The 24,037-nt window shown below is 60.9% G+C and carries 17 protein-coding genes; 4 read left to right on the top strand and 13 right to left on the bottom strand.

Annotated elements, in window-relative coordinates; all coding sequences use genetic code 11:
• Positions 1-100 precede the first annotated feature (100 nt).
• A complete protein-coding gene (locus tag HMPREF2808_RS12220; RefSeq protein WP_070525234.1) occupies positions 101-469 on the top strand; it encodes a PH domain-containing protein in 369 nt (122 codons plus the stop codon).
• Position 470: 1 nt separating this feature from the next.
• Here HMPREF2808_RS12220 and mnmA read toward each other — a convergent pair whose 3' ends face one another.
• Positions 471-1,556 carry a tRNA 2-thiouridine(34) synthase MnmA gene (gene mnmA / locus HMPREF2808_RS12215; protein WP_070563057.1) on the bottom strand — a complete coding sequence of 362 codons (1,086 nt, stop codon included), beginning with the start codon at positions 1,554-1,556 and terminating at the stop codon, positions 471-473.
• 102 nt (positions 1,557-1,658) lie between these two features.
• Here mnmA and HMPREF2808_RS12210 point away from each other — a divergent pair, with 102 nt between their 5' ends.
• The gene (locus HMPREF2808_RS12210) at positions 1,659-2,501 is read left to right on the top strand and encodes a spermidine synthase (protein WP_070624918.1); all 843 of its coding nucleotides are present in this window, start codon (positions 1,659-1,661) and stop codon (positions 2,499-2,501) included.
• On the opposite strand, the gene HMPREF2808_RS12205 is transcribed toward HMPREF2808_RS12210, so the two are convergent.
• From HMPREF2808_RS12205 to HMPREF2808_RS12150, 12 genes are all read right to left on the bottom strand, one after another.
• Positions 2,498-3,652, bottom strand: a complete 1,155-nt coding sequence (locus HMPREF2808_RS12205) for a glycoside hydrolase family 25 protein (protein WP_070624916.1) — start codon at positions 3,650-3,652, stop codon at positions 2,498-2,500. The two genes, HMPREF2808_RS12210 and HMPREF2808_RS12205, sit on opposite strands and share 4 nt — an antisense overlap.
• A 220-nt stretch (positions 3,653-3,872) precedes the next feature.
• Positions 3,873-4,385 (bottom strand): hypothetical protein, encoded by a 513-nt coding sequence (locus HMPREF2808_RS12200; RefSeq protein WP_070624914.1) that lies wholly within the window; start codon positions 4,383-4,385, stop codon positions 3,873-3,875.
• A 2-nt stretch (positions 4,386-4,387) separates the two neighbouring features.
• A complete protein-coding gene (locus tag HMPREF2808_RS12195) occupies positions 4,388-4,840 on the bottom strand; it encodes a Panacea domain-containing protein (protein WP_070624913.1) in 453 nt (150 codons plus the stop codon).
• A gap of 205 nt (positions 4,841-5,045) precedes the next feature.
• Positions 5,046-10,037 carry a DEAD/DEAH box helicase gene (locus HMPREF2808_RS12190; RefSeq protein WP_070624932.1) on the bottom strand — a complete coding sequence of 1,664 codons (4,992 nt, stop codon included), beginning with the start codon at positions 10,035-10,037 and terminating at the stop codon, positions 5,046-5,048.
• Positions 10,038-10,087: 50 nt separating this feature from the next.
• Positions 10,088-12,532 carry a bifunctional lysylphosphatidylglycerol flippase/synthetase MprF gene (locus HMPREF2808_RS12185; RefSeq protein WP_070624912.1) on the bottom strand — a complete coding sequence of 815 codons (2,445 nt, stop codon included), beginning with the start codon at positions 12,530-12,532 and terminating at the stop codon, positions 10,088-10,090.
• Positions 12,513-13,766: an alpha/beta hydrolase gene (locus HMPREF2808_RS12180; protein ID WP_070624911.1), complete on the bottom strand. Its 1,254-nt coding sequence runs from the start codon at positions 13,764-13,766 to the stop codon at positions 12,513-12,515. The genes HMPREF2808_RS12185 and HMPREF2808_RS12180 overlap by 20 nt, the downstream gene beginning before the upstream one ends.
• Before the next feature lie 90 nt (positions 13,767-13,856).
• The gene (locus HMPREF2808_RS12175; RefSeq protein WP_070624910.1) at positions 13,857-14,993 is read right to left on the bottom strand and encodes a cysteine desulfurase family protein; all 1,137 of its coding nucleotides are present in this window, start codon (positions 14,991-14,993) and stop codon (positions 13,857-13,859) included.
• A complete protein-coding gene (locus HMPREF2808_RS12170; protein ID WP_070624909.1) occupies positions 14,993-15,952 on the bottom strand; it encodes an electron transfer flavoprotein subunit alpha/FixB family protein in 960 nt (319 codons plus the stop codon). The genes HMPREF2808_RS12175 and HMPREF2808_RS12170 overlap by 1 nt, the downstream gene beginning before the upstream one ends.
• Positions 15,953-15,963: 11 nt before the next feature.
• Positions 15,964-16,764, bottom strand: coding sequence for an electron transfer flavoprotein subunit beta/FixA family protein (locus tag HMPREF2808_RS12165; protein WP_070624908.1), 801 nt, complete (start codon positions 16,762-16,764; stop codon positions 15,964-15,966).
• Between the two features lie 34 nt (positions 16,765-16,798).
• Positions 16,799-17,950 carry a THUMP-like domain-containing protein gene (locus HMPREF2808_RS12160; protein ID WP_070624907.1) on the bottom strand — a complete coding sequence of 384 codons (1,152 nt, stop codon included), beginning with the start codon at positions 17,948-17,950 and terminating at the stop codon, positions 16,799-16,801.
• An 11-nt stretch (positions 17,951-17,961) separates the two neighbouring features.
• Positions 17,962-18,789: an NUDIX hydrolase gene (locus HMPREF2808_RS12155; RefSeq protein WP_070531149.1), complete on the bottom strand. Its 828-nt coding sequence runs from the start codon at positions 18,787-18,789 to the stop codon at positions 17,962-17,964.
• Positions 18,790-18,839: 50 nt separating this feature from the next.
• On the bottom strand, positions 18,840-19,637 hold the full coding sequence (locus HMPREF2808_RS12150) for an ABC transporter ATP-binding protein (RefSeq protein ID WP_371325879.1): 798 nt from the start codon (positions 19,635-19,637) through the stop codon (positions 18,840-18,842).
• 132 nt (positions 19,638-19,769) lie between these two features.
• Between HMPREF2808_RS12150 and HMPREF2808_RS12145 the strand changes: the two genes are divergently transcribed.
• Together HMPREF2808_RS12145 and glgB are read left to right on the top strand one after the other, a co-directional pair.
• Entirely contained in the window at positions 19,770-21,776 is a 2,007-nt protein-coding gene (locus HMPREF2808_RS12145; protein WP_070624930.1) for a maltotransferase domain-containing protein, read from the top strand.
• Between the two features lie 106 nt (positions 21,777-21,882).
• Positions 21,883-24,003, top strand: a complete 2,121-nt coding sequence (glgB, locus tag HMPREF2808_RS12140) for a 1,4-alpha-glucan branching protein GlgB (protein ID WP_070624903.1) — start codon at positions 21,883-21,885, stop codon at positions 24,001-24,003.
• Positions 24,004-24,037: the final 34 nt, after the last annotated feature.

Below are 24,037 nucleotides of genomic sequence, written 5' to 3'. Positions count from 1 at the left end.
CTCCTTCCGAATTTTTTCTTTTAATACCGAATCAAAGACTACGGCGACATTTATAATGCAATTCACAAACCACTAAGTCGAAGAGGTAAAGGATACTCCTGTGGCACTTGAACAGTTTTCTGGCTGGACCTTCTATTCTCCTTGCGAGATTCCGAGCGACATTCCGTCAGTTCTCGCAGCCAACGAAAAGCCCATTTGCGCATTTAAAACTGTCCGAGACGCAGCCGTCTTCACTAGCCACCGATTGATTATCCGAGATTCTCAAGGTCTCACTGGAAAGAAAGTCGAAATCTATTCTCTCCCTTACTCCTCCATTAATATGTGGTCGACGGAGAATGCTGGAAAGCTCCTAGACGTAAATGCTGAACTGGAGCTCTGGACACGAGCTGGCCACTTCAAAATCAACATCGGGCCCAAAGTCGATATTCGGGCACTCGATCGACTCATCGCTGACTGTGTGCTTCGCTAAACTACTCGGTCCCGCAGATGGTGCCGGAGCCCAGGACAATATCGCCTAGCTCGTCCGGGCTCGGCAGGTAGAGCACGGCAGCCTGGCCACGAGCCACACCGGAAAGAGGCTCCTTCAGGTCCAGCGTCATGCGGTCGGCTTCACGGTCCACGTGAGCGTAGCAGTGAACGACGGAACCGTGGGCTCGCACCTGCACCTCGCAGTCGAAGTCACCTTCCATCGCTGGGTGCAGGTACTTTAGGCGGTCGGCCTCGATGCGGGTCACGGCCAGGTCTGCGCGCGACCCGACGGTGACGGTGCCGGTGGCCGCGTCGATGTCGGTGACGTAGCGCGGGGAGCCGTCGGCAGTCGGCGTCTTGATGTCCAGGCCCTTGCGCTGGCCGATGGTGTAGTTCCACGCGCCATCGTGTTCCTTGAGTTCGTTGCCCTCGGTGTCCACGATCATGCCTGGGCGCAGGCCGATGGAACGCCCCAGGAAGGCCTGGGTATTGCCGTCCGGGATGAAGCAGATGTCATAGGAGTCCGGCTTGGCCGCCGTGGAGAAACCATGGCGCTTGGCCTCCTCGCGGATTTGCGGCTTCGGGGTATCACCAATCGGGAAGAAGCAGTGGTCCAGCTCCTCCTTGGTAATAACACCCAGCACATAAGACTGGTCCTTGTTCTCATCCAGGGAGCGGCGCATGTAGCCGTCGGCGTCGATAGTGGCATAGTGGCCCGTAGCCACCGCATCGAAGCCCAGCGCCATGCCCTTACGGAGCAGGGCTGCGAACTTGATCTTCTCGTTGCAGCGCAGGCACGGATTCGGGGTCTCGCCGCGGGCATAGGAGTCCACGAAATCACCGATGACGGCTTCCTTGAACTCCTCGGAGAAGTCCCACACGTAGAAAGGAATGCCGAGCTTGTCGCAGATGCGACGGGCATCGGCGGAATCCTCCAAGGAGCAGCAACCGCGCGCCTTCTCACGGGTCTGCTGCGCATCCTTGTGCAGGGCCAAGTGCACGCCAATGACCTCGTGGCCCGCCTCCACCGCGCGTGCAGCGGCGACCGAGGAATCAACGCCGCCGGACATGGCTACCAATACTCGCATGCTTTCCCCTTCTTCCTTCTTTCGTCCACTTAGGCTAGTCGTGGTGTACCCCATACCCCAACACACTGAACTCACACTCTATTCCCTAAGCTAAAGGGCATTATGGGCAGGAAGCGCAACAAGACAGATTCAATCGCGGGCACCTACGAGATTTCCACCGGCGAGCTCGTCATCGAAGCCGACCCATTCCGCGATGGCGCCTTCATCCTCAACATCAACGGCGTGCCCTCCTCACACCTCATCCCCGAAGACCCACGTACCCTCGAATTCGAGTACATGCGTTGGATTGCTGCAGCGGTAGAAAACCTAGCGCCTGGCAAGCGCCTGCTCCACCTGGGCGGCGGTGGATGTTCTCTCCCCCGCTACTTCGCAGACCTGTGGCCGGATTCCCATAACACGGTGGTGGAGCTCGACTCGAAACTGGCCGAGCTCATCCGCGAGCTGGCCGATATCCCTGCCGCTCCCCGCGTGAAAATCCGCGCCGGTGAGGCACGCGCGGTGACGGAAGGCTTCCCTCCGAATCGCTTCGACGTCATCATCCGCGACGTCTTCGCCGGCGCCGTCACGCCGGAGCCTCTCACCACCCAAGAGTTCTTCCAGCACGCCCACGCCACGCTCACTCCGGGCGGGCTTTACGTTGCCAACTGCGGTGACCACTCCGACCTGCAAGGGGCGAAGGCAGAACTCGCCGGAATGGCAGAAGTCTTTGCGCACGTTGCCGTTATTGCCGACCCTCCCATGCTCAAAGGCCGGCGCTACGGCAACATTATCCTCATCGGCTCAGACACCGAGCTGCCTATCGACGGCTCCCCGCAAGCCGCCGCGCTTGCTAAACCGCTGCTCTCCGGTGCGGTGCCCGCGCAGTTTCGCGACGAGTCCTGGACCCGCCGCTTCTTCAAGGAGGCTAATCCGCGCCACGACGCCCCGTCACCGGGTAGCGATTAACGCAGACTATTGAGCAGATCCGCCACTTGCTTGGAGTCGAGATTAGGCACCGCAACGCCTGCGGCGTGACCAGCGCTGCGTGCGGCGCGGTCAGCATTTTCCACGTCCTGCTGGCTGACGTTATCGGCGTCAACGTCCTGGAGGTGCTGCGCGTTATCCAGGAAGATGGCTAGATCGCCGATGCTGGCGTCATTGTTGGCCATGTCCTTGAGGTCATCGGTGCTAATGGCGCCGTCGTTAAGCAGCTTTTCCGCCTGCTCAATGAGTCCGGTCGCATCGACATCGAGCCCCGCGTTCTTGGCGGCATCGGCGACGGCCGGCACGGCCACAGCACCCGCTGCCAGAGCCAGGATTCCAGCGATCAGCACGCCGGCGTCGTCGCCTAGGTCAATACCCGGGATGACCATGTCATCCAAGATGCCGCCGAAGTCGATGTAATTGCCGCCGGAGAAGGACTGCAGCTGTGCCTCAGTACCGTTAAAGAGGTTCATGTCAACATCGGTTTCGATACCGGCAACGCGGCCGCTGCCGGAGCGCTGCCAGAAGGCCAACTTGTCCCAGCCGCCGACTGGGTCCGGCGCGGTGTCCTGGTAGGCGGCCAGCCACAGAGGGTACTCGGAGAAGCGTGTGGAATTGCCCATCTGGCCCATCCAGAAGTATTTGTAGGTGTACAGCATCGGCGTGCGGCCGGTTAAGGTCTTTACCTCAGTCATGAAGGTGTCGATCCACTCCTCCAGCTGAGCAGTGCTCAGGCCCTCATCGACCTCAATGTCGAGCACCGGCGGCAAGGTTTGCGTCGGCACCAGTGCAATCTGGGAGGCAAAGCTGGCCGCCTGCTGCTTGGCGTCACCAGCCGGGCGCGCGTAGTGGTAAGCGCCGACCTTCAGTCCAGCCGCTGCGGCAGCATTGGCATCGCGTACGAAGTGGTTGTTAACAAACCCAACGCCTTCAGTGGCCTTCACAAAGGCATAGGACTGGCCATCAGACTTCACAGCGTCCCAATCGATTCCGCGAAGGGACGCGTGGTTATTTCCGGAGACATCCACACCGGAAGGTGCGGTGGACGGGATGGCAACGGCGGTGGATACGGACAGTGCCACGGCCGCTACGGCAGTAACGGCGGCGGTAACAAGGCGACGTGCATGGCTCATGCGCGCCACACTACCGCTTTAACAACATGAGTAACAGATGCAACACGCGAAACTTTAAACTCGTTTGCCACAGTTTTAACACCGCCACCAACGCCGTCCCGATAAACCGGTGCAGCAAAGGAACGGGCAATGCTTGGCGACGCCCCTCCAAAAGGTCCGGTCATCAGAACTAAGGGCTTCAACAAAGCTGTCAGCAATCGGAAGGCTGGAGCCGCTCCAGTTATGTGTGTCGCTTTTCGACCGGATAAACCTTGTGCTCCGGGTCATACCAGAGCACACGAAACAGGCTTCCTGAGCGGAACCCCCACAACCGGCAGGCACCACTCAGTCTAAAACGGAAGACTCGTTCTTCATTTTGGTCTAGCTGCCGTAGTCGATTCTGCGCAGCTTTACTCAATTCGTTGATTGCGTGATCATGGTTGCGCCGGTGCCCCTTGGCTCCTTCGTTTTCACACTCTGCCCAAGTCTTCTTAGTTAGATCATCAAGGAACTTAAGTAGTTCCACTGTCTCGTTGGCACTCAAATCCCATCGGCGTCCGTCACCATCGCCAGGAACCTCATCTATCTCCCTAGCCGTCCAACGAACTAATTCGTTCTTATATGAGGCATCTTGTGTTGCGCTCACCGGAACCTTTTTATCGTCAGCCGTGGCAACCAGCGGGGGCACGTACTTTCCACCAGCGTTATTCCTTTGGCGCGCAAGCTTCTTTTTCTTACGCTTTCCGCTGCCCATCGTTATGCGCTAGCCGCGGATTGCATGGCACTGTAAAAGTCTTGCATGACCTCTAGGCTGACTTCGTTCGTGGAGGGAGCGCCATCTGCAACGCCCACGCGCGCCTCGCGCCACGGACGTTCATTATGAGACAAATCGCTCAGCTGCTGACCGTTCAAGTGACCATAAGCAGCTAAGACTGCATCAATGGTGTCTTTCTCATCTGCAGTTAACTGAGTAGAGTCACCGGGAAACATGTCAGTGCTCGCGGTGAATTCTCCGCGGTGGCACCTATAAAGGTCACGGCAAACAGGACCGTTAGCCCATGCCTCTATGCGGGAATTGAACAAGGGCTTTTCATCCCACACGAGACTCCATGCTTGGGCGTAGTAAACGAGCTTCTGGAGCTTCATAGTGCTTACACCAGAATCAACGTTTTCCAGAATGTAACGAGCTACATCGTTGACGCGCGCCATATCCAGCTCCTTTCGCCCTTGTCCTGGTGCATGTTTCTACCCTTCACTTTCTATTATCCACCAGACTGCGCGTGCACCAACAGATACACGAGAAGTCTCGTGTGCGTCCCCCCATCAGTGTGGCATAGGCAAAGAGCCTACTCGCTTTACAAACACCACTTGACTCCTTATTACCATACATCTGGCGGACAAATTTGGCTCCCGACTACTTGGAATTCAATCCATCCACAATCCGTACCGTCTCCATGGCCACGCGCACGACTTTCCCGATCAGGTCCACGATGTAGCGCGGATTGCCTACCTCGTCGGCCCAATCGTTCGGGTCATTGACGATGCCCGAAGCCTTGTCTTTCTTGACCTGGTATCGGTCAATCAGCCACGCGACTGCCGAGCGCGAGCCCAGCATGTACTCATCCGCTTCTTCCGGGATACCGGCGATGGTCACGCGCTTGTTGTAGATCAGCTTCGTCACGTCATTGCCGTTCTTTCCCGTCTCCGGATCCTTGCGCTTGGCCCACTTCATCTTGAGCACGCGCCACGTCTCACGGTCGGTCTCATCACCCGTGACCTGAATGTCTAACGGCCACGGATCCACGGTCTCGTAGTTGACGTGAAGGGACATCAGCTCCTGCCCGGCAGCAGCAAACTTGTCGAACTCCGCACGCGAACTCGGTGTCTCGATATGCGGCAGCATCTTCTTCAGGTCAGCCGCGTACTTCGTGCGGTAGTCAGGGTCGTGCAGCTTGCCGTAGACAAAATGGAAGATGTCATCACCCGTAATGTCTGCACCCAGCGCGTCACGATAGAGAGCCTTGATCTCATCAGTGATGTTGTCCACTCGCACGTAGCCGTCGATGACCTCACCAATCGAACCGTAGACGCTGGCTTCGCCTTGCTTAACGACGCCTCCCTCACCGAACAGCCCACCGTCGTCGGCCTCGACGGCGGCCCAGGTGAAGCGGGGGAAGAATTGGCCGGTGTCCAGGGTGTGCAAGTTTGGTAGCAGGTCAGTTGCGATAAGACCGAAATCATAATGCGATGCAGACCCAGTCAATACAAAGCCAATGTTTCGGTGCTCTGGAGTTGGAAACATGACTGGAAGCTTGTAGGTCATGTCATTGAGCGACTGTTCGAAATACGCCCGTTGCTTGGTAAACGGACGATAAAGCGATCCAAAGACACGATCAGGCTGCACGAGAATTTCGGTATCTTTGGCTGCGAGATTTTTAAGCGTTCGATTCCATGACGCTTTCGTTGTATCTGCGTATTGTGGATGCACTCGCAGGAAAGCCGTTACGTCCTGTTCCTTAGGCTTCGTGTTCCCCTGGTCAGCTAACCATTTATGAAGCAAAGCTGTTGCCTCAGTGTATGTACCAGTCAAGACTCCCAACTTCGAGAGCAGTTGGCCGTCGGTGTGCGCATAAGCCCATGCGTCGCGAGCGGTAGAAAGACCACGAGAGTACACTTCAAAAATCCTTGTCGCGGCACCATTCTTCACGCTAATAGCTGGCCAGTTTTCAAATTCCTCTGATCGTTGGTTCAGCCAGTCGCCTTCCTTATTTGGCACGATCTCCTGCCAATCCAAGTACTCAACATTCGAGTTTTCGACAATCTCAAGCTTCTCATCACGGGTAGCGCCATCGGGGGTCTGTACATAGTGCAGGTTGAAGCCAGTCTTGTTCGGGTCCTTTACTCCGACAAATACAGCGATCGTGGTCTGCGATCCCGCCCCAAAAATCTGGCCTCCCTCTGCTCGCCAATTGGAGTTACGCATATTGCCACGAAGATTAAACACATAGAGATCCGTGAAATCCTCCGCCATCGACAAGCGAACTCCATCGCCGGTGTTGCCATCAATCCATCCACCATTAGAAACGAACGCAACGATGCCTTGGGCACCAATGCGGTCGGTGGCCCAGCGGAAGGCACGTAGGTAGGAGTCGTAGAGCGAGTTCTTATTGGTCGCGGTGGACTTTGCAGCGTAGGTCTCCGCAATCCGCTTATCTAGGCTCGGGTACTTCAGGTTTGCGTTGAGGTCGTTCGCGGACTTCTGCCCTGCGGAGTACGGCGGGTTACCAATCACAACGTTGATGGGTGCTTGCTTCTGGCGCTCAATGGTCTCGTTGTTCTCACGGAAGATGTTGAGGTCTGGGATATCGCCTTCCTCGTGGATTTGGAAGGTATCGGCCAACGCAATGTTGGTGAAGGGAACGTACTCGGGTGCAGGTTCGCCGTTGCGCAGGGCTGCCTCTTCGCGCAGGGCGTTGTAGGTGGTCTCAATGTTCACCGCTGAGACGTAATAGGCCAGCAACATGATCTCGGTTGCGAAGAGCTCATTGGCGTACTTGCGGGCGAGGTCTTCCGGTTTGATGAGTCCGGACTGCAGGAGGCGAACAGTGAAAGTAGAGGTGCCCGCGAAGGGGTCGAGGATGCACACTCCCTCATCGGTCAATCCCTTGCCAAAGTGCTTCTTGGATACATCGTCGGCAGCACGCAGGATGAAATCGACAATCTCGACTGGGGTGTAAACGATGCCGAGAGCCTCGGATTGCTTCTTGAAGGCTTTGCGGAAGAAGCGCTCGTAAAGCTCCTTGATGACTTGCTGCTTACCGGAGGCAGAGTTCACCTCAGAAGCACGGACACGGACGGACTCGTAGAACTTTTCCAGGGACTCGGTCTCGGTATCGAGGTTGGTCTTGGACAAGGCCTTGACCATCTTCTCCATAACTTGGGCCACGGGGTTGTGGGTGATGAAGTCATGGTTCTCAAAGAGCGCATTGAATACCGGTGCCGTAATCAGGTGCTGCGAGAGCATCGAGATGGCGTCCTCTTCGCTGATGCCATCGTTGAGGTTGTTGCGCAGGCCTTCAACGAAGCTATCGAATTCAGTGCGGAGGAAGCTATCGGCTCCGTCGAGAAGCGCCTTGATTCGGATGATTTGGTTCTCCGCGATGGTAGCGACATCGTCGGCCCAGTCTTCCCAGTACGTACGCGAGCCAACCTTGTCCACCAGCTTGGTGTAGATGGCTTCTTGCCACTGCTCCAAAGAGAACAAGGCAATCTGTTGGGTCACCGTCGAATTGTCGGCCAGTGGCTCTGGGGACTTGGTTTCATCCGCTTCCTTGAGCTTCTCAGCGTCGCTCTTCTCCTCATCTGCTGGCACGTGGACGACGTCAATGGGCAGGTCTTCTTGTCCCGCCGTGCCGTTAAGCGCGATGGAATTAATCTTCGCGTTGAAGCGGTCATCGTGGGCGCGCAGCGCGTTGAGGATTTGCCAGACCACCTTGAAGCGCTGGTTATCGTCGAGTGCTTTTGCCGGGGAGACGTTGCTGGCCACGGCCACGGGCAGGATGATGTAGCCGTAATCCTTGCCTTCGGACTTGCGCATGACACGGCCGACGGACTGGACCACGTCCACCATGGAGTTGCGGGGGTTGAAGAAGATAACGGCGTCCAGCGCCGGGACGTCTACGCCCTCAGAAAGACAGCGCGCATTGGTGAGCATGCGCGACTGTTGCCCCCCCCCCCCTGAAGGAGCCTCAAGCCAGGAAAGCTTGGTGCCTCGTTCCATGGCGTTCATGCCACCGTCCACGTGCTGGGCGGCAACGTGGAGGTCGACGTTGGTCAGGGAGACGTCGTTAAGCACTGCTTTTTCTTTGAGCAGTTCCTGGTGGGTACCGATGAGTGATGGGTAGGTCTCCGCAATGAGCTTCGAGGTCTTGATGTCCTTGGCAAAGGCCACGGCGCGCTGCATGGGCTGGGCGTCTTCCTCAAAACCGCCCTTCTTGCCCTGCAATTCGCCGGAGCGCTTGGCCAGGCCATTCCAGGCACCAATCATGGCGGAGGCGAGTGAAAGGTTGACCTGGTTGTCGTCACTGTGGGCCATGGCTTGGGCAGCCACGGATTCATCCACGGTCATGACGAGGACCTTGTAGTCTGTGAGCAGGCCCTTGTCCACGGCCTCGCCGAATCCGAGGCGGTAGAACTCCGGGCCGTAGATAGCTTCATCGTCCATGGAGGCCAGCTCCGCGGAGTGCTCTTCGGCCTTACCCTTGACGGCTTCGTCATAAAGGCGCGGGGTGGCCGTCATGTAGAGGCGCTTGGCGGCCCTGATGTAGTCGGCATCGTGGACGCGAACGAAGTTGCTGGCATCCTCCCCGGCCAAGGTGATGCCGGTGGTGCGGTGGGCTTCATCGCAGATGACGAGGTCGAAGTCTTCGAGGCCCACCTGTTGGGCATCGTGCACCGCCTGGATGGACTGGTAGGTGGAGAAGACGATGTTGAGGCCCTTGGCGCGCTTGCCGGATTCAAAGCGCGTCGTGATGTCCTTGCCTTCGGTAGAAACTGGGACTTCAAGGTCATAGACGGCGATGTCCTCGGCCTTCTTGGAGACCTTGCTATCGGAGCACACCGCGAAGGCACGCATGTCGAGGCGGCCCTGGGCGGTCCACTCCTTCAGGGTTTGGGACAGCAATGAAATTGAGGGCACGAGGAAAAGGATGCGGGCCTTGCCGCCGTTGTCTTCAGCAACGCGTTCCGCTAGGCGCAGGGCGGTGAAGGTTTTGCCGGTGCCGCAGGCCATGATGAGCTTGCCGCGGTCATGAGTCTTGAACCCTTCGATGGCTTTGTCGATGGCCGCCTGCTGGTGTGGGCGGGGCTCGAAGGTCTCGCGCTGGGAGAGGTTGATCTGGATGGTTTTATCGCGTACTTCCGAGCCAGGGAAGGCCACGTCCCAGTTGATGGGTGATTCCGCGATGGCGGAGATGCCAATGCGGCTGGTCGGAATAATCTGGTTGGCCAGCGCATCTTCTGCATGGGAGGACCAGTGGTCCGTGGTGGAAATAATCAGGCGGCTGCCGAAGTGCTGGCGGCCTTCTTCCGTTTGGAAGGAATGACCAGAGGCTTCGAAGAAGGAATCCAGGTGGGACTTCTGAATGCGCGCCTTAGAGTCATAGAACTTGCACTGGATGGCGGTCCACGTGCCGTCATCCACGCGGCGGGCCACCAAGTCGATGCCGGTGTCAGCCTTGCCGCCGTTGTAGCGCCAATCCGTCCAGCGGCAGACCTCATCGAACTGGTTCTTTAAGGTCGGGTCGGTCTTGAAATAGTTGACCATCAGCTTCTCAAAGGCAATGCCGTACTTTGCCTTCGGTTGGTTTTCGCGCAGCTGGTCTAGGACCTCAGAGAACTTCGACATGAGAACATTGTGCCCGAAGGTGTGCACGAGGTTCTGTCAACACACTGGTCTTAGCGTGGATCTGCTTTGCTGGGTTCCGTTGCGCTTTGCTCCGCTTTGGCTTGTTTACGCTCAGCCAGCCAGGTCTTCACAGCTCGGGCGGCGTCGGCTGCGCGCATGTCGGGCACATAGGCGTGAACGACGGCGAGTCCAATGGCGGGCAGTGCCAGCTCATCGTTGTAGGCCAGGTACCACTTGTGCTCTTCCGGCTGGAACTTGCGTTTGGAGGCAGCCAAGCTGCGGAAACCGTAGAGGGGTTCCATTTCTTCGCCGAGGCGGGTGAGGAGGGCGTCGAGAAGCCCGGGTTCCTCTGGTGTACCTGACAGGGGCGCGCCGGAGAGCGAAATCCAGGCGCAGCCTTCGCCGGCGGCGATGATCATAGCCTCAGAGATGAGTAGCTCGATTGCCCCCTTGAAGCCGTGGTCGGCGCGGCGCATGACGTCGAGGGTGTAGCCCACCACGCTTCCGTTCTCACGAACAGGGAGCCAAGATGTCACGCCGTGCAGCGTGCCGTCCTCCCCCAGCGCGAGCAGTAGCTTGGTGCCTTCCTCCCGCAGCTCGTTAACACCGCCCAAAGTAAAGCCCATCTCTGGGAGAGCTTTGTCAGAGACCCATTCTTCGGAGAGCTCGGCAATTTTGTTGCGGGTGGCAAGATCGAGGTCCTTCCACTCCGTCCACAGCGTGGTGACGCCCTCTTTGCCGGCCTTGTTGCGGGCGGTGCGAATGTTCTGGAATTTCTTGCCTTTGAACTCCGTGTTAGAGGTGTCCAGGACGGCCTCCTCAGCTACTTCGAGGCGGCGGAAGCCGGGACGGGTAAAGCTTTCCCGTACCGAGTACCAGGCCGGGCGCCAGCCTTGTTCGCGGGCGAATTCTTCGAAGGCCGCTGCGGTGGCCTGCGGGTCATTGCCCGCCGGCTCGCCGAGGCTGAGTGCAATGCCGTTGTGGACGCGGTAGGCCACGTAGTTGCTGTCGTTAAAGAAGTAGCGGTTCCCCTTCCACAGGGTCATAGCGGAGAGGTGGTCACCACTGCCCTGCTCCAGGATGGCGCGAGCGTGGTCACGAACCTCAGCGGCCTCGGGGTTCGCAGGAGTAGCGAACATGCGATAGACCACCCAGGAGGTGTACATCCAGAACAGAGTGCCGACCCACTCGTAGAAAGCCCACGTCAACCAGGTGGTCGGCGCGAGCTTGAGCGGAAGTAGCGTAGCCACGACTGGCGGGACATAGCGCAGAGGGAGTTCGGCCAGGATCGATCCGGCAGTGGCTGTCTCGACGAAGCCGTCCTTGAAAAGTAGTGCGCCAACGCCCCAAAGAGCGGCCGTGATGACAAAGGCAGCTGCGATCTTTCCTGCGGCTCGGCCCAGCGCGCGCACACTTTCGTGGATGTGGAACACGCGGCGGTTCCAGATGAGCACGACGAAGCAGGTGGCCCAGGGCAGGACCACAGCGGCGAGATTCACGCCGTAGAGCACAAGGCCTTCTTGGCTAAAGTCCCACAGCTGAGCTAGAAGCACAGCGATGACGAGTACCTGGGTAAGGACGGATAGCAACCACGCAAGACGGCGTCCGCGGATGAGGCCGAAGCACAGTACGAGTTGGATGATGAGCGGCATGACGCTGGCGATGGCCGGACCCACGCCGTGGACGCGGGCGAAATCAAGGGCAGCTTGGCAGGCCTGGCTTGTGGGGTCAGCCTGGCAGATCTCAGTGGCGTGATAAGCAGCAGAGCTGAAGGACCACATCAGCCGGGTGACTGGGCTGAAGGGCCCTTCCGCCAGTGGGTCGAGCGCCACGAAGGCTGGGCCGATGGCTACCACTCCCACGATGAGCGCGGTGAGAACTCGGCGCTCGGGCACCGAGGCACGATGGAAAGCGGCTGGGCGCTCCGCGCTCGTGCGGGGCACAAAGACACTCCATGCGATACCGGCCGCGATGGACAGCACCGAGGCGCTCACGCCGAGGACATCGCTCAAAGTACCGCCATACAGGGCCATGGTGAGCGTCAGGGCGAGGATGCTGAGGCGTACGCGGCGCTGCCAGAGGCGCGGCATCCACGCAGAAGCGAAGCCGGCTGTGCCCACTATGAAACCGATGGGTGATAAATCAGTGGAGCTCAGAAGATCATCACCCCAGCGGTTGAGGCCGATTTCTTCGATCCCGTGGGCGGCCACATAGGCCACGGGAACGGAGATAAGCTGCGCGGCAATACCAACGGCAAGTGTCCGCACGGAGCCCAACCGGTATTCCGAAGGAAGAACGAAAGCTAGGGCCATGAGGGTGAGTGCCACAACTGCGCCGAAAGTACGGCCGGTCAGGCCGATCGTTTGCGTAATGCCCGCCAGCCCTGGAACCGCGTAGGTCACGATGATCAATACCCACATCAGAAGGATCAACACCCACGTCACCGGAATGCGCCGCGCGAGGTGTCGGAGGTTGTTAGCGCTGAAGATCTGCATCTTGTACTCCATCGAAAGAATCGGTGAGGTCTGCCAGCCCGCCCCGGCGGGCAACCCAGGCAAATACTTCGCGCAGGGCGGGACGCCACACCTCGAAGGAATGGCCGCCCGGGCGGGAAGTGTAGTAGGTGGCCATGCCGGCGCCTCGTGCGGCGTCGTTCAGTTGGCCGAGCGCTTTCACCGCAGCAGTATCCCGGTTACCGGCGATGAAGATGGCCTGGTGATCGGGGTACTTTTTCGTCGCCAGCAGGTGTGCAGGATTAGCGGCTTGGTAGGCGGCTTCATCGCCACCATAGAACTTGGACACGGTGGCGGCGTGGTTTCCAATAGTGGGTTCGGCCTCGCCGGAGATGTCCACTGCCTGGCCATAGGCTTCGGGATGATTGGTGAGGATCTGTAGTGAACACGTCCCTCCGTATGACAAACCAGCGACGGTCCAATGTTGTTGATTCTCGTCGACACGGAAAGCGGTCTTGATTCCTGTCGGCACGTCGGTCGTTAGGTAGGTCATGACCTTGGCCACGGAGGTGTCCGCGCAGATGGGGTTGGCGGTCTCACTGCCGGTGGCATCGACCGCCACGACGATGGGGCTTAGTCCCCCATTGGCGCGTTGGAAGGCATCGGCGGTTTCGGCCGCCTCGCCGGAGCCGAACCACTGCTCCGGACCACCCGGGTTGCCGTGGAGCAGGACTAGAACGGGAAGGTTTATATCCTTTTTGCTCCAATAGGCCGGCGGGATGTAGGCAATGGCCTGGCGCGCGCTGAACCCTGAGATGGCACCCGGAAGATCCACGTGCACAATCGCAGCGGAATCCGAGGATTTCATGGCCTTGAATTGGCTGTAGTCCATCTCTTGGGCCACCGGCGTGGGATCGAGCGAGGCGATGTCCGGATAGGACTGGTACTCTATATTGGCCAGACCGGCTACCGCAAGTGCCGAGAATGCCGCAATCACGGCCATGAGGACTCGTCGGCCCGCATGGTGAATGAGGGAGATGAGCGCTGCAATGGGGACAAGCCCGGCAACAAAGAGGTAGAACGGGACGTCCCAGTGCTTGAGCACGAAGAATGCTACGGTGGCAATGACTGCGGCGAGAAGGAAGGACACGACATCGCGTTTGCGCAGGCGCCACGCAATGAGCAGCGCACTGATGACCAAGATAGCAATGTAGATCCCACCGTTCACGGGGTCCGTCAGCGGTAGGCCTAGCACAGACTGGATGAAGTTATTCACGGATTAAACATAGACCCACGCCGTGGCGAAAGCGCTGTAGTCTCCCTGTGAATATGCCCGAATAGCTGTGATCTTGATTGAATACTTGCGCTAAACCGAACGAGCGCGACGAATGATCTCCGGAAGCTCTGCCAGGACCACGTCAATGTCCTCTTCGGTGGTGAGGCGTCCCAGGCTAAAGCGCAGGGAGCCGCGTCCGTGTTCCTCGTCGATGCCCATGGCCTCGAGCACGTGGGACATGCGGTTAACACCCGCGTGGCAGGCGGAGCCGGCGGAGGCTTCGATACCGGCGGCATCCAGCAGCATGATGAGGCTGTCCCCATCCGTGCCAGGGAAGGACACGTGCAGGTGGGAAGCCAAGGTGGGCTCGACGGAGTTGATGATGACGTTGTCGATACTGTCCTCAATGCCGGCCTTGAGCTTGTCGCGGAGTGCGCTCAGGCGAGCGGTCTCCTGCTCCATGTCCGCGACAGATTCACGCAGGGCCGCGGCGAGTGCGCTCGCGCTGGCCACGTCCACGGTTCCGGGGCGGATGCCGCGCTCCTGGCCGCCACCGAAGGCGATGGGTTGAGGCGCCGGGGTGCGGCGCGCGAGCAGCAGGCCAATCCCGCGCGGCCCGCCGAACTTGTGGGCGCTGGCCGCCAATGTGGTGGCACCCAGCTCATGGAAATTGATGGGCAGCTTACCGGTGACCTGCACGGCGTCGATGTGCACAGGGGTGTTCTGCGCGGCGGCGCGCTGGATAATGTCCCCAACCGGCTGGATGGCGCCGGTCTCGTTGTTGGCCCACATGCAGGTGGCCACCGCGGCCGGGGTATCCAGGGCTGCGAGGTCGCTGACGTGGCCGGTGGAATCAACCGGAAGCAGGTCAACGGTAGCGCCATGCTCAGCGCGCAGCTTGTCCACGGTCTCGAGGACGGCGGGGTGCTCGATGGGGGTCGAGATGATGTGCTTCTCCGCCTCCGGTGCTGCGCTTTGCGCAGCACGGAAGAGACCCTGGATTGCGATGTTGTCGGCCTCCGTGCCGGAGGAGGTAAAGACTACCTCGATGGGTTCGCAGCCCAGCAGCTCGGCGACGGTTTCGCGGGCGTCATCCAGCACGGAACGTGCCTGACGCCCTGAGCCATAGGCCGAGCCCGGGTTCAGGGCCCCGGAGGCGTTGACCCAGGCGTCGATAGCGCACTGGCGCATGGGCTGGGTGGCTGCGTAATCGAGGTAGCGAGGCATTAGTTGCCGGCCCCCTTGCGGGCCTCGAGCTCCTTAGCCAGGGCCGGGGCGATCTCGTGGAGGTCGCCCACCACGCCGAGGTCGGCGATCTGGAAGAACGGCTCGTCCTGATCCTGGTTGACCACAACGATGGTCTCCGAGGTCTGCATGCCGGAGGTGTGCTGGATAGCGCCGGAGATGCCGAGGCCGATGTAGAGCTTCGGGGAGACGGTCACGCCGGTCTGGCCCACCTGGTGGGCCGGGTCGTAGAAACCTTCGTCCACGGCGTCGCGGGTGGCGCCGACGGCGCCACCGAGGACGTCGGCAAGCGGCTCCACCACGTCGGCGAACTTGTCGCCCACGCCGCGGCCGCCGGCGACGACGACCTTCGCGGAGGTCAGCTCCGGGCGGGCGGTCTTCTCTGCCGGGGTGAAGGAGGTGACGGTGACGTCCTTCGCGGTGGCGGTTGGCAGCTCGAAGGGAGCCGGTGCAGCGGTAACCGGCTGGGGTTCAGCAGCCACGGAGCCAGGACGCAGGGTGTAGACCACAGAGCCGGTAGCCGTGGAGGAGGTCTCGTAGGAGCCGCCGAAAATGGTGTGGTGAGCGGAGCCGTCAGCATTGATGCCGTCGACGTTGACCAGGGCGCCCGAGCCCAGGCGGGCGGCGAGGCGGCCGGCGATCTCGTTGTTGGTCGGGGTGGCTGCCAGCACGATGGGCGCCGGGTTATTGGCGGCCAGGGCGTGGAGGGCGTCGACCTCCGGGGTGACGATGCGATGCTCATAGTCCGCGGCGGTGGCCTGAACTACCTGGGCTGCACCGAGGTTGCCCAGCTCGGCGTCGAAGGATGCGGCGGTGGCGGCATCCTTGGCCACGACCACGGCGGAGACGGTACCAAGTGCGCGGGCAGCGGTGATGAGCTCGCCGGTAACGGGGCTGAGCTGTTCTGCTTCGTGCTCAACTAGGACATAAACGTGAGACATGTGTTTTCTCCTTAACCCTCGATGAGATTCTTGGCGGCCAGGAAGTCCGCGACCTTGGCGGCAGCCACGGCTGGATCAGGATCGGTGATGACCTCACCGGCGGTGCGGGCCGGGCGCTGCGCGGAGGCGGTCACCGTGGTGGTGGACGGCACGCCGTCGATGCCTAGGTCCGCCACGGCGAGAGTGGTGACCTCAGCCTTCTTGGCGGCCATCAGACCCTTGAAGTTGGGGAAGCGCGGCTTGTCGGCCTTGTCAGTAAAGGACAGGATGGCCGGAAGATTAGCGCTAAGTTCCCAGTGGCCGTGGGCGTCCTCGCGGGTGCCGGTGGCGGTGGCACCGGCCAGGGAGGCTGCCTTGAGCTCGCTGAGCGCGGGCAGCTGGCGGTACTCGGCCAAGAGCCCTGCGATAAGCCCGGTGGAGGCGTCCGAGGAATTATTGCCCAAGGTGATGACCTGGACCTCACCGAATTTCTCAGCCACCTTGTTGATCGCGGCGTTAAGAACCCAGGCGGTGGCCAGAGCGTCGGCGCCAGCGAGGGCGTCATCCGTCACGTGCACGGCGTGGTCCGCGCCCATGGCCAGGGCCTTGCGCAGGGCCTCGTCGGCTGCCGCCGGGCCCATAGTAAGCGCCACGACCTCGTAGCCGGCATCAGCGTTATCGTCGCGCAGGCGCAGGGCTTGTTCGACGGAGTACTCGTTGACCTCATCGATGACGTTATCCACCGAGGTGCGGTCCAAGGTGTGGTCCGCCTCGAGGGTCTTGGTTGACCACGTATCCGGTACGTGCTTGACCAGAGCCACAATGACTGGCATGTGGGCACTTCCCCTTCCGTAAATTTTGAAACTATTAGGGTGCGTAATTACCTTCGGACGATACTACTCGCGGTCCACACAACACCGCGACTCCCTTCGCCCCGATGCGCGTGACCACGAGGGTCTTGGCCGTTGAACCCTTCAGCTTGAGCTTCTTGCGCAACTGATCCGGGTTGACATCTTGCCCGCGTACCAGGATTTCCAGCGAGCCAACATCGTGGGCAACCATGGCCGCCTTGAGCTTCTTCATGGGGACCATCTCGATGAATTCAAATCCGGACGTGCCGTTAGGCAGGCGGTCACCGGTGAGGTAGGCAATGCGCGGGTCCAGTTGGTGCAGGCCTTCCCGCGCGGCGTAGTGGCGCACCAGCCCGGCGCGCACGATGGCGCCGTCGGGGTCGATGAGAAAGCGGCCGATGGGGCCGGCCTCAGGTAGCTCGTGCTCTGCAACGCCGTCATCAATGACGTCCGTGTATATTCCTTCGGGCGTGGTGTTGAGGACCACCGCCCTCTTCCCCGTTCCCAGCCCCGGGGTATACAGACACGTTTCCTTCACCCCGCCATCGAGGCTAGCCACGCAGGCCAGACCTTCCCATTCGGAGTGGTCGATTCCCGGCGCGCATTTGATGGCCATCTCACCGTGGGTGTCCAGGAGGTCTGCCGGTGGTGGTAGCAGTTGGTCCAGGCGGGTAATGCGGTTACCACCTTGGCGCCGGGCGGGATCGGCGATGCAGACCTGGGCGGTCGTCGTTGTTGTCAGCGCATCTGCGCGAAAGACGGGATGCTTAATGTTGTGCCGCGCCATGGCCACGCGCGAGGCGTCAAGGTCGCTGCCCACATAAGCACCGGGGCGATAAGCCTGCCCCTCGGTGCCGATGGAGCAGGTGAGGTCGTGGACGAGGTCCACGTTGCGCTCATGGAGGAATTGTGCGCGGTAGGCCGCAACTGCGGGTGGAGTGGCCTGTTGTGCAGAGTCGTGGTCCATAAGCCAGTCTTGCGGCAGCTTTCCGGAGCTGCGGGCTTGAATGAGCTCGGCCACGGCGCGCCCATAATCACCGAACTGGGCCTGCAGCTTGGCGACGTCCCTCAGGTGCGCCTTCTTTGATCCCTCCAGGTCCGCCGCGGCGGCGTCGATGGCGGCTGCATTCTCGCGCAGGAAGGCGACTTCGTCCAGGGTGTAGCTCATGGTGTGCTTTTCTAGATGCGGTTAACGGGAAATGTGGTGAAGTACTCGCGGTAGCGTTCATCGTCCCGGGGATCCCCGATGATGGGGCGCAGATCGGAGAAGGAGGCATCGTCCAAGACTTCCTTGACGCTGGAATAGGACGTGAGGCGCTTGAGCTGCGCCCAGGTGGGGATGGCTAGGCGCACCAGCCCGGCGCGCCAGCCGTCGAGTACCAGTTGTGGGTCGAACCAACCGGCGTCATCGGCCTCCCCTGTTTCGCCATCCGGTTCTTGGCCCTCGGGAAGCACACCGATGAAGAAGAAGGTGTCGAACCAGTGGTTATTGTCCTCGCCTGCCCAGCGGGACCAGGGAAGGAACATGTCGGCGTCGACACGCATGCCGTTGTGTTCCAGGAATTCGGTAAAAGAAATCTCGTGGGATTCCAGTAATTCGCGTTCGCGGTGATAGCGCGAGGCATCGGAGACTAGGCCGTCTTCGCGGATGGCCAGCAACGTGCCGGCCTCTTCGAAGAGTTCACGGGCGGCGGCGAAGACGAGGGCGTGGGCCTTGTACTTGGTGACACCCATGCGGCGTGCCATGGAAACCACTGAGCGGCCTGCCCACAGTTCGCCGGAGTCCCAGGTGCGGGGTGGGAAGTCACGCGGGTCTACCCCGCCGCCGGGAAACACGACGTGGCCGGGGTAATTGCGCATGGTGCGCACGCGTTCCTGGATCCACACGCGCAGACCCTCTGCGGTATCGCGCAACAGGAGGACGGTAGCGGCCAAGCGTGCCCCATTGAAGCCGGTGGTTTCGCCAGGGTCGATGGCGTCAAGGCTGTCGTGGATGGACTGACTCATGCAACTTTCCGTGTCCGCGAAGGAGCAGAATTCTTGGGGTGTACTAGAGATTAGCGGGTGCGCCGGGCGAAGTACCGCTCCCCAATGCGGTCCACCTGGATGGGCTGGTGGAAGGCCTTGGAGAGGTTTTCCGACGTCAGGACAGAATTAATGAGTCCTTTGGCCACGACCTTACCCTCATCCAGGAGCATCGCATGCGTAAACCCGTAAGGTATTTCCTCCACGTGGTGGGTGATCATGACAATCGCCGGGGCATCCGCATCGAGTGCTAGGTCCCCGAGGTAGCCCACCAGGTCCTCGCGTCCACCCAAGTCCATGCCGGCGGAGGGCTCATCCAGGATGAGCAGCTCCGGGTTGGCCATGAGCGCGCGGGCGAGGATGACGCGCTTTTTCTCACCTTCGGAGAGGGTGCCCCAGGTGCGCTTGGCCAAGTGGGATGCGCCGACCTGAGCCAGGATGTCATCGGCGCGGGAGAAATCCATGTCTTGGTAATCCTCACGCCAGCGGCCGAGCACGGCATAGCCGGCGGAGACCACGAGGTCATCAACGCGCTCATTGTCCGGGATGCGGTGCTGGACGGCGGCTGAGGAAATGCCGATGGCGGCGCGCAGATCACGCATATCCGTCTTACCCAGGCGCTCCCCCATCAGGTATGCCACGCCGGTGGAGGGAAACTCTTCGGCGGCGGCCATCCGCACCAGGGAGGTCTTGCCCGCACCGTTGGGGCCGATGATGACCCAGCGTTCGTCGAGCTCCACCTGCCAGTCGATGGGCCCCACCAGCGTGCGCCCACCCCGTCGCAGTTCGACGCCGCGGAAGTCAATCAACCAATCTTCGTCGGTGTCCATAAGTTCAGGGTTTTGCTGGCTTTGTTGCTCTGGAGTGTTCACACGCACCATTGTGGCCGAAACCTTCCGCCCCCGGTGAAACTGACACAGCCTTCCCCGGTGAAACTGCCACAGCTGCATTATTCTATGGGCATGACTCAACGCCTTGGTATCGACGATGTCCGCCCCTCCCTCTCCGGTAATGCAGCCTCGAAGGCCGTTGTCGGAGAGGTCGTTCCTGTTACCGCGCTGGTGTGGCGTGAGGGCCACGATGCCGTCGCCGCGACGCTGTCGGTGTGGAACACTGACTCCCCGTCCACTTCTGCCGTGACCATGACGGTGGATCCGGAGAACCCGGATCGGGTCCACGGCGTGTTTAGCCCGGCCACTGCCGGCCGCTGGTTCTTCCGCGTCGACGCCTGGTCCGATCCAATGTCCACCTGGCGCAACGCGGTGGTCAAGAAGATGGAGGCCGGGCAATCCGCACAGGAGCTCAGCAACGATCTCTTGCACGGCGCCGAGCTCTTCGAGGAGGCGGCAATCCAGTGCCCGAGCGACAAGGCGGATCTGCTCTTTAAGGCGGCGAAGGAGCTGAAGGATGAAACGGGGGACGTCGACAAGCGCGTGCGCACCGCGCTGTCCGACGAGGTCGCGGACGTCCTCCACCACCACCCCCTGCGGCACCTGCTGGTGGAGGGTGACATTCACGAGGTCCTCGTGGAACGCCGCGAGGCCCTCTACAGCTCCTGGTACGAGCTCTTCCCACGCTCGACCGGCGGTTGGGATGCCGAGGGCAACCCCGTGCACGGCACGTTTAAGACCACGGCACAGGCGCTCGAGCGCGTTGCAGCCATGGGTTTCGATACCGTCTACTTCCCGCCCATTCACCCCATTGGCAAGGTGCACCGCAAGGGCCGCAATAACTCGGTGGTGGCTGAGCCCGGTGATGTGGGCTCGCCGTGGGCCATCCAAGATCACTCCACCACGCACCCGGACCTGGGCACCATGGAGGATTTCAAGGAGCTGGTTAAGAAGGCCGACGACTTGGGCCTGGAGGTGGCGCTGGACCTGGCGCTGCAGGCCTCCCCGGACCACCCGTGGGCTAAGACCAATCCGGAATTTTTCACCGTCCTGGCCGATGGCACCATTGCCTACGCGGAGAACCCGCCGAAGAAGTACCAGGACATCTACCCGCTGAACTTCGATAACGACCCGGATGCCATCTACGCGGAAATCTATCGCATCGTCATGATCTGGATCGAGGCCGGCGTGCATACGTTCCGCGTGGACAACCCGCACACCAAACCAGCTAACTTCTGGAACTGGCTGATTTCCAAGGTGCATGTGACTCACCCGGAGGTCATCTTCCTCGCCGAGGCCTTCACCCGAGCCCCGCGCCTCTTCGGTCTGGCCAAGGCAGGATTTACGCAGTCTTATACCTACTTCACGTGGCAGACCTCCAAGCACGAGCTCACCGAATTCGCGCAGATGCACGTGGAGCAGGCCGATATCTGCCGACCCAACCTCTTTGTCAATACCCCGGATATCCTCCACGAGTCCCTGCAGACCGGCGGGCGCGCCATGTTCGCCATCCGCGCCACCCTGGCGGCTACCCTGTCCCCGCTGTGGGGCGTGTACTCCGGCTTCGAGCTCTACGAGCACCAGGCCGTCAAGCCGGGCAGCGAGGAGTACCTCGACTCGGAAAAGTACGAGCTGCGCCCGCGCGACTTCCAGGCCGCCGTCAAGTCCGGTGATTCCCTGGAATCCTATATCCGCCTGCTCAACCTCATCCGCCGCGAAAACCCGGCCCTCCAGCAGCTGCGCACGCTACGCTTCCACAACACGGATAACGAGGCCATCATCGCCTACTCCAAGGCCGATCCCGCTACCGGCAACGTAGTGCTCGTGGTGGTCAACCTGGATCCGCGCAATGCTCAGGAGGCCACGGTCTTTGTGGATCTGGCCGCCGTGGGCCGCCACCCGGGTGAACACTTCACGGTGCAGGACACCATCAGTGGTGCCGCCTACGAGTGGTCCGACCGCAACTTCGTGCGCCTGGAGCCGCTGCGTGACGTCGCCCACATCTTCATCCTCCCGCCAGCCCACCATGACCTGCAGGAGCGCATTGCCTGGCGCCGAGTGAACGACTACCGCGCCTAGGTTCTTAGGCCCCTGAAACCCCACGCTGAACCAGTACCCCCTTCATGGGTAGCGCGGGGTTTCTTTTCTGCCCCGCGAGCGGGTGTTGTTCGGTAATTTGGTCTTTATGAACATCCCGGCCCCAGACCTCGAACGCCTTAACAACTGCCGCCACCACGCGCCCCATGATTTCTATGGCTGGCACGACGGAACCGTCCGCACTCGCCGCCCCGGTGCCGAAGCCGTCGAGCTCGTCACCGCTTCCGGCACCACCGCGATGCGCGCGGTTGGGGATGATATCTGGGAGGCCCCGCTTACCGAAGAAGCAGACTACCGCCTGCGCATCACCTACCCGGGCCAGCCCGCCATCGAGGTAGCGGACGGCTATCACTTCCTGCCCACCTTGGGAACATTGGATCAGCACCTCATCGGGGAAGGCCGCCACGAGCGCCTCTGGGAAGTACTGGGCGCAAATCTCAAGAGCTACACCACCGACCTGGGTGAGGTCGAAGGAACCGCATTTGCCGTATGGGCGCCCAACGCAGAGGGCGTGGCCGTGGTCGGTGACTTCTGCGGCTGGAACCCTACCCAGTACCCCATGCGCAGCCTCGGCTCCACGGGCATTTGGGAGGTCTTCATCCCCGGTGTGGGCGAAGGCGAGCGCTATAAGTTTGCGGTCCACGGCAAGAACTCCCCGCGCATTGATAAGGCGGATCCCCTGGCCAAGCGCACCATTGCCCCGCCGGAAACCGCCTCTGTGGTGGCCCGCTCCAGCTTCGAGTGGAGCGACGAGGAGTGGATGAGCAAGCGCACCGGGGACCTCGACGTCCCGATGAGTGTCTATGAGCTCCACGTCGGCTCATGGAAGGTAGGCGCCAACTACAACAGCTTGCGTGAGGAGCTCATCCCTTACCTGGTTGAGCACGGCTTTACCCACGTGGAGCTGCTGCCCGTGGCCGAGCACCCCTTCGGCGGTTCCTGGGGTTACCAGGTCTCCGGCTACTACGCTCCCTCCGCGCGCTGGGGCTCCCCGGATGAGCTGCGCGCGCTTATCGACGAATTGCACAACGCTGGCATCGGTGTTTTCATCGACTGGGTGCCCGCGCACTTCCCCAAGGACGAATGGGCGCTGGGCCGCTTCGATGGGCAGGCACTCTACGAGCACCCCGACCCGCGCCGCGGTGAGCAGGCCGATTGGGGCACCTACGTCTTCGACTTCGGCCGCAACGAGGTTCGCAACTTCCTCGTGGCTAACGCCCTGTACTGGGCCGAGGAGTTCCACGTCGACGGCTTGCGTGTCGACGCCGTTGCTTCCATGCTCTACCTGGACTACTCCCGCGAGGAATGGCTGCCCAATATCTACGGCGGGCGCGAGAACCTGGAGGCAGTCCAATTCCTCCAGGAGACCAACGCCACGCTGAACCGTAACCACCCGGGCGTGCTGACCATCGCCGAGGAATCCACCTCCTGGCCAGGTGTGACCGCCCCGACGCATGAGGGCGGCCTAGGCTTTAGCCTGAAGTGGAACATGGGCTGGATGAACGACACCCTGGAGTACTTCAAGCACGAGCCGATTCACCGCCGCTACCACCACGGCGAGCTCACCTTCTCTATGGTCTACGCCTACTCGGAGCGCTACGTGCTCCCGTTTAGCCACGACGAAGTGGTCCACGGCAAGGGCTCCTTGTGGGAGCGCATGCCGGGCGATGACTGGAATAAGGCCGCGGGCCTGCGCGCGCTGTACGGCTACATGTTCTCCCACCCGGGCAAGCAGCTGATGTTCATGGGACAGGAGTTTGGCCAGACCACCGAATGGGCAGAGGGCCACTCCGTAGACTGGGCCAACTTGGAGGGCTGGGGCAACGAGTGGCACCACGGCATCAAGCGTCTGGTGCGCGACCTCAACGCGGTGTACAAGCAACAGCCGGCCCTGTGGACACAGGACTTTACACAGGATGGCTTCCAGTGGGTGAAGGCTGACGACGCCAACAACAACATGCTCGGCTACGTCCGCTATGGCAAGGACGGCTCCGCCGTGTTGGCAGTGTGCAACTTCTCCGGCAGCTCGGTGCCGAACTACGACCTCTGGGTACCGCGCGATGGCGAGTGGGAGCTAGTCATCAACACAGACGACGCCGTCTACCAAGGTGCTGGCAACGACCTTGCCCACCGCGTGCGCTCCGAAGACAACCACGTACAGCTACACCTGCCGGCCAACTCGGTGCAGTGGTATGCCTTCCGCGGCTAGTTTCTAAGAACACAACTGCCCGACCTGCCAAAGA

The organism is Corynebacterium sp. HMSC078A10 (genome assembly GCF_001811565.1).
GTDB classification, from domain to species: domain Bacteria; phylum Actinomycetota; class Actinomycetes; order Mycobacteriales; family Mycobacteriaceae; genus Corynebacterium; species Corynebacterium hesseae.
The sequence above is the reverse complement of the archived record's forward strand: the minus strand, read 5'-3'. Positions and strand labels throughout refer to the sequence as shown.

Coding starts and splice junctions, on each gene's coding strand:
- mnmA (WP_070563057.1), bottom strand. CDS start 1,556: ATGCGAGTATTGGTAGCCATGTCCGGCGGCGTTGATTCCTCGGTCGCC.
- HMPREF2808_RS12210 (WP_070624918.1), top strand. CDS start 1,659: ATGGGCAGGAAGCGCAACAAGACAGATTCAATCGCGGGCACCTACGAG.
- HMPREF2808_RS12205 (WP_070624916.1), bottom strand. CDS start 3,652: ATGAGCCATGCACGTCGCCTTGTTACCGCCGCCGTTACTGCCGTAGCG.
- HMPREF2808_RS12200 (WP_070624914.1), bottom strand. CDS start 4,385: ATGGGCAGCGGAAAGCGTAAGAAAAAGAAGCTTGCGCGCCAAAGGAAT.
- HMPREF2808_RS12195 (WP_070624913.1), bottom strand. CDS start 4,840: ATGGCGCGCGTCAACGATGTAGCTCGTTACATTCTGGAAAACGTTGAT.
- HMPREF2808_RS12190 (WP_070624932.1), bottom strand. CDS start 10,037: ATGTCGAAGTTCTCTGAGGTCCTAGACCAGCTGCGCGAAAACCAACCG.
- HMPREF2808_RS12185 (WP_070624912.1), bottom strand. CDS start 12,532: ATGCAGATCTTCAGCGCTAACAACCTCCGACACCTCGCGCGGCGCATT.
- HMPREF2808_RS12175 (WP_070624910.1), bottom strand. CDS start 14,993: ATGCCTCGCTACCTCGATTACGCAGCCACCCAGCCCATGCGCCAGTGC.
- HMPREF2808_RS12170 (WP_070624909.1), bottom strand. CDS start 15,952: ATGTCTCACGTTTATGTCCTAGTTGAGCACGAAGCAGAACAGCTCAGC.
- HMPREF2808_RS12165 (WP_070624908.1), bottom strand. CDS start 16,764: ATGCCAGTCATTGTGGCTCTGGTCAAGCACGTACCGGATACGTGGTCA.
- HMPREF2808_RS12160 (WP_070624907.1), bottom strand. CDS start 17,950: ATGAGCTACACCCTGGACGAAGTCGCCTTCCTGCGCGAGAATGCAGCC.
- HMPREF2808_RS12155 (WP_070531149.1), bottom strand. CDS start 18,789: ATGAGTCAGTCCATCCACGACAGCCTTGACGCCATCGACCCTGGCGAA.
- HMPREF2808_RS12150 (WP_371325879.1), bottom strand. CDS start 19,637: ATGGACACCGACGAAGATTGGTTGATTGACTTCCGCGGCGTCGAACTG.
- HMPREF2808_RS12145 (WP_070624930.1), top strand. CDS start 19,770: ATGACTCAACGCCTTGGTATCGACGATGTCCGCCCCTCCCTCTCCGGT.
- glgB (WP_070624903.1), top strand. CDS start 21,883: ATGAACATCCCGGCCCCAGACCTCGAACGCCTTAACAACTGCCGCCAC.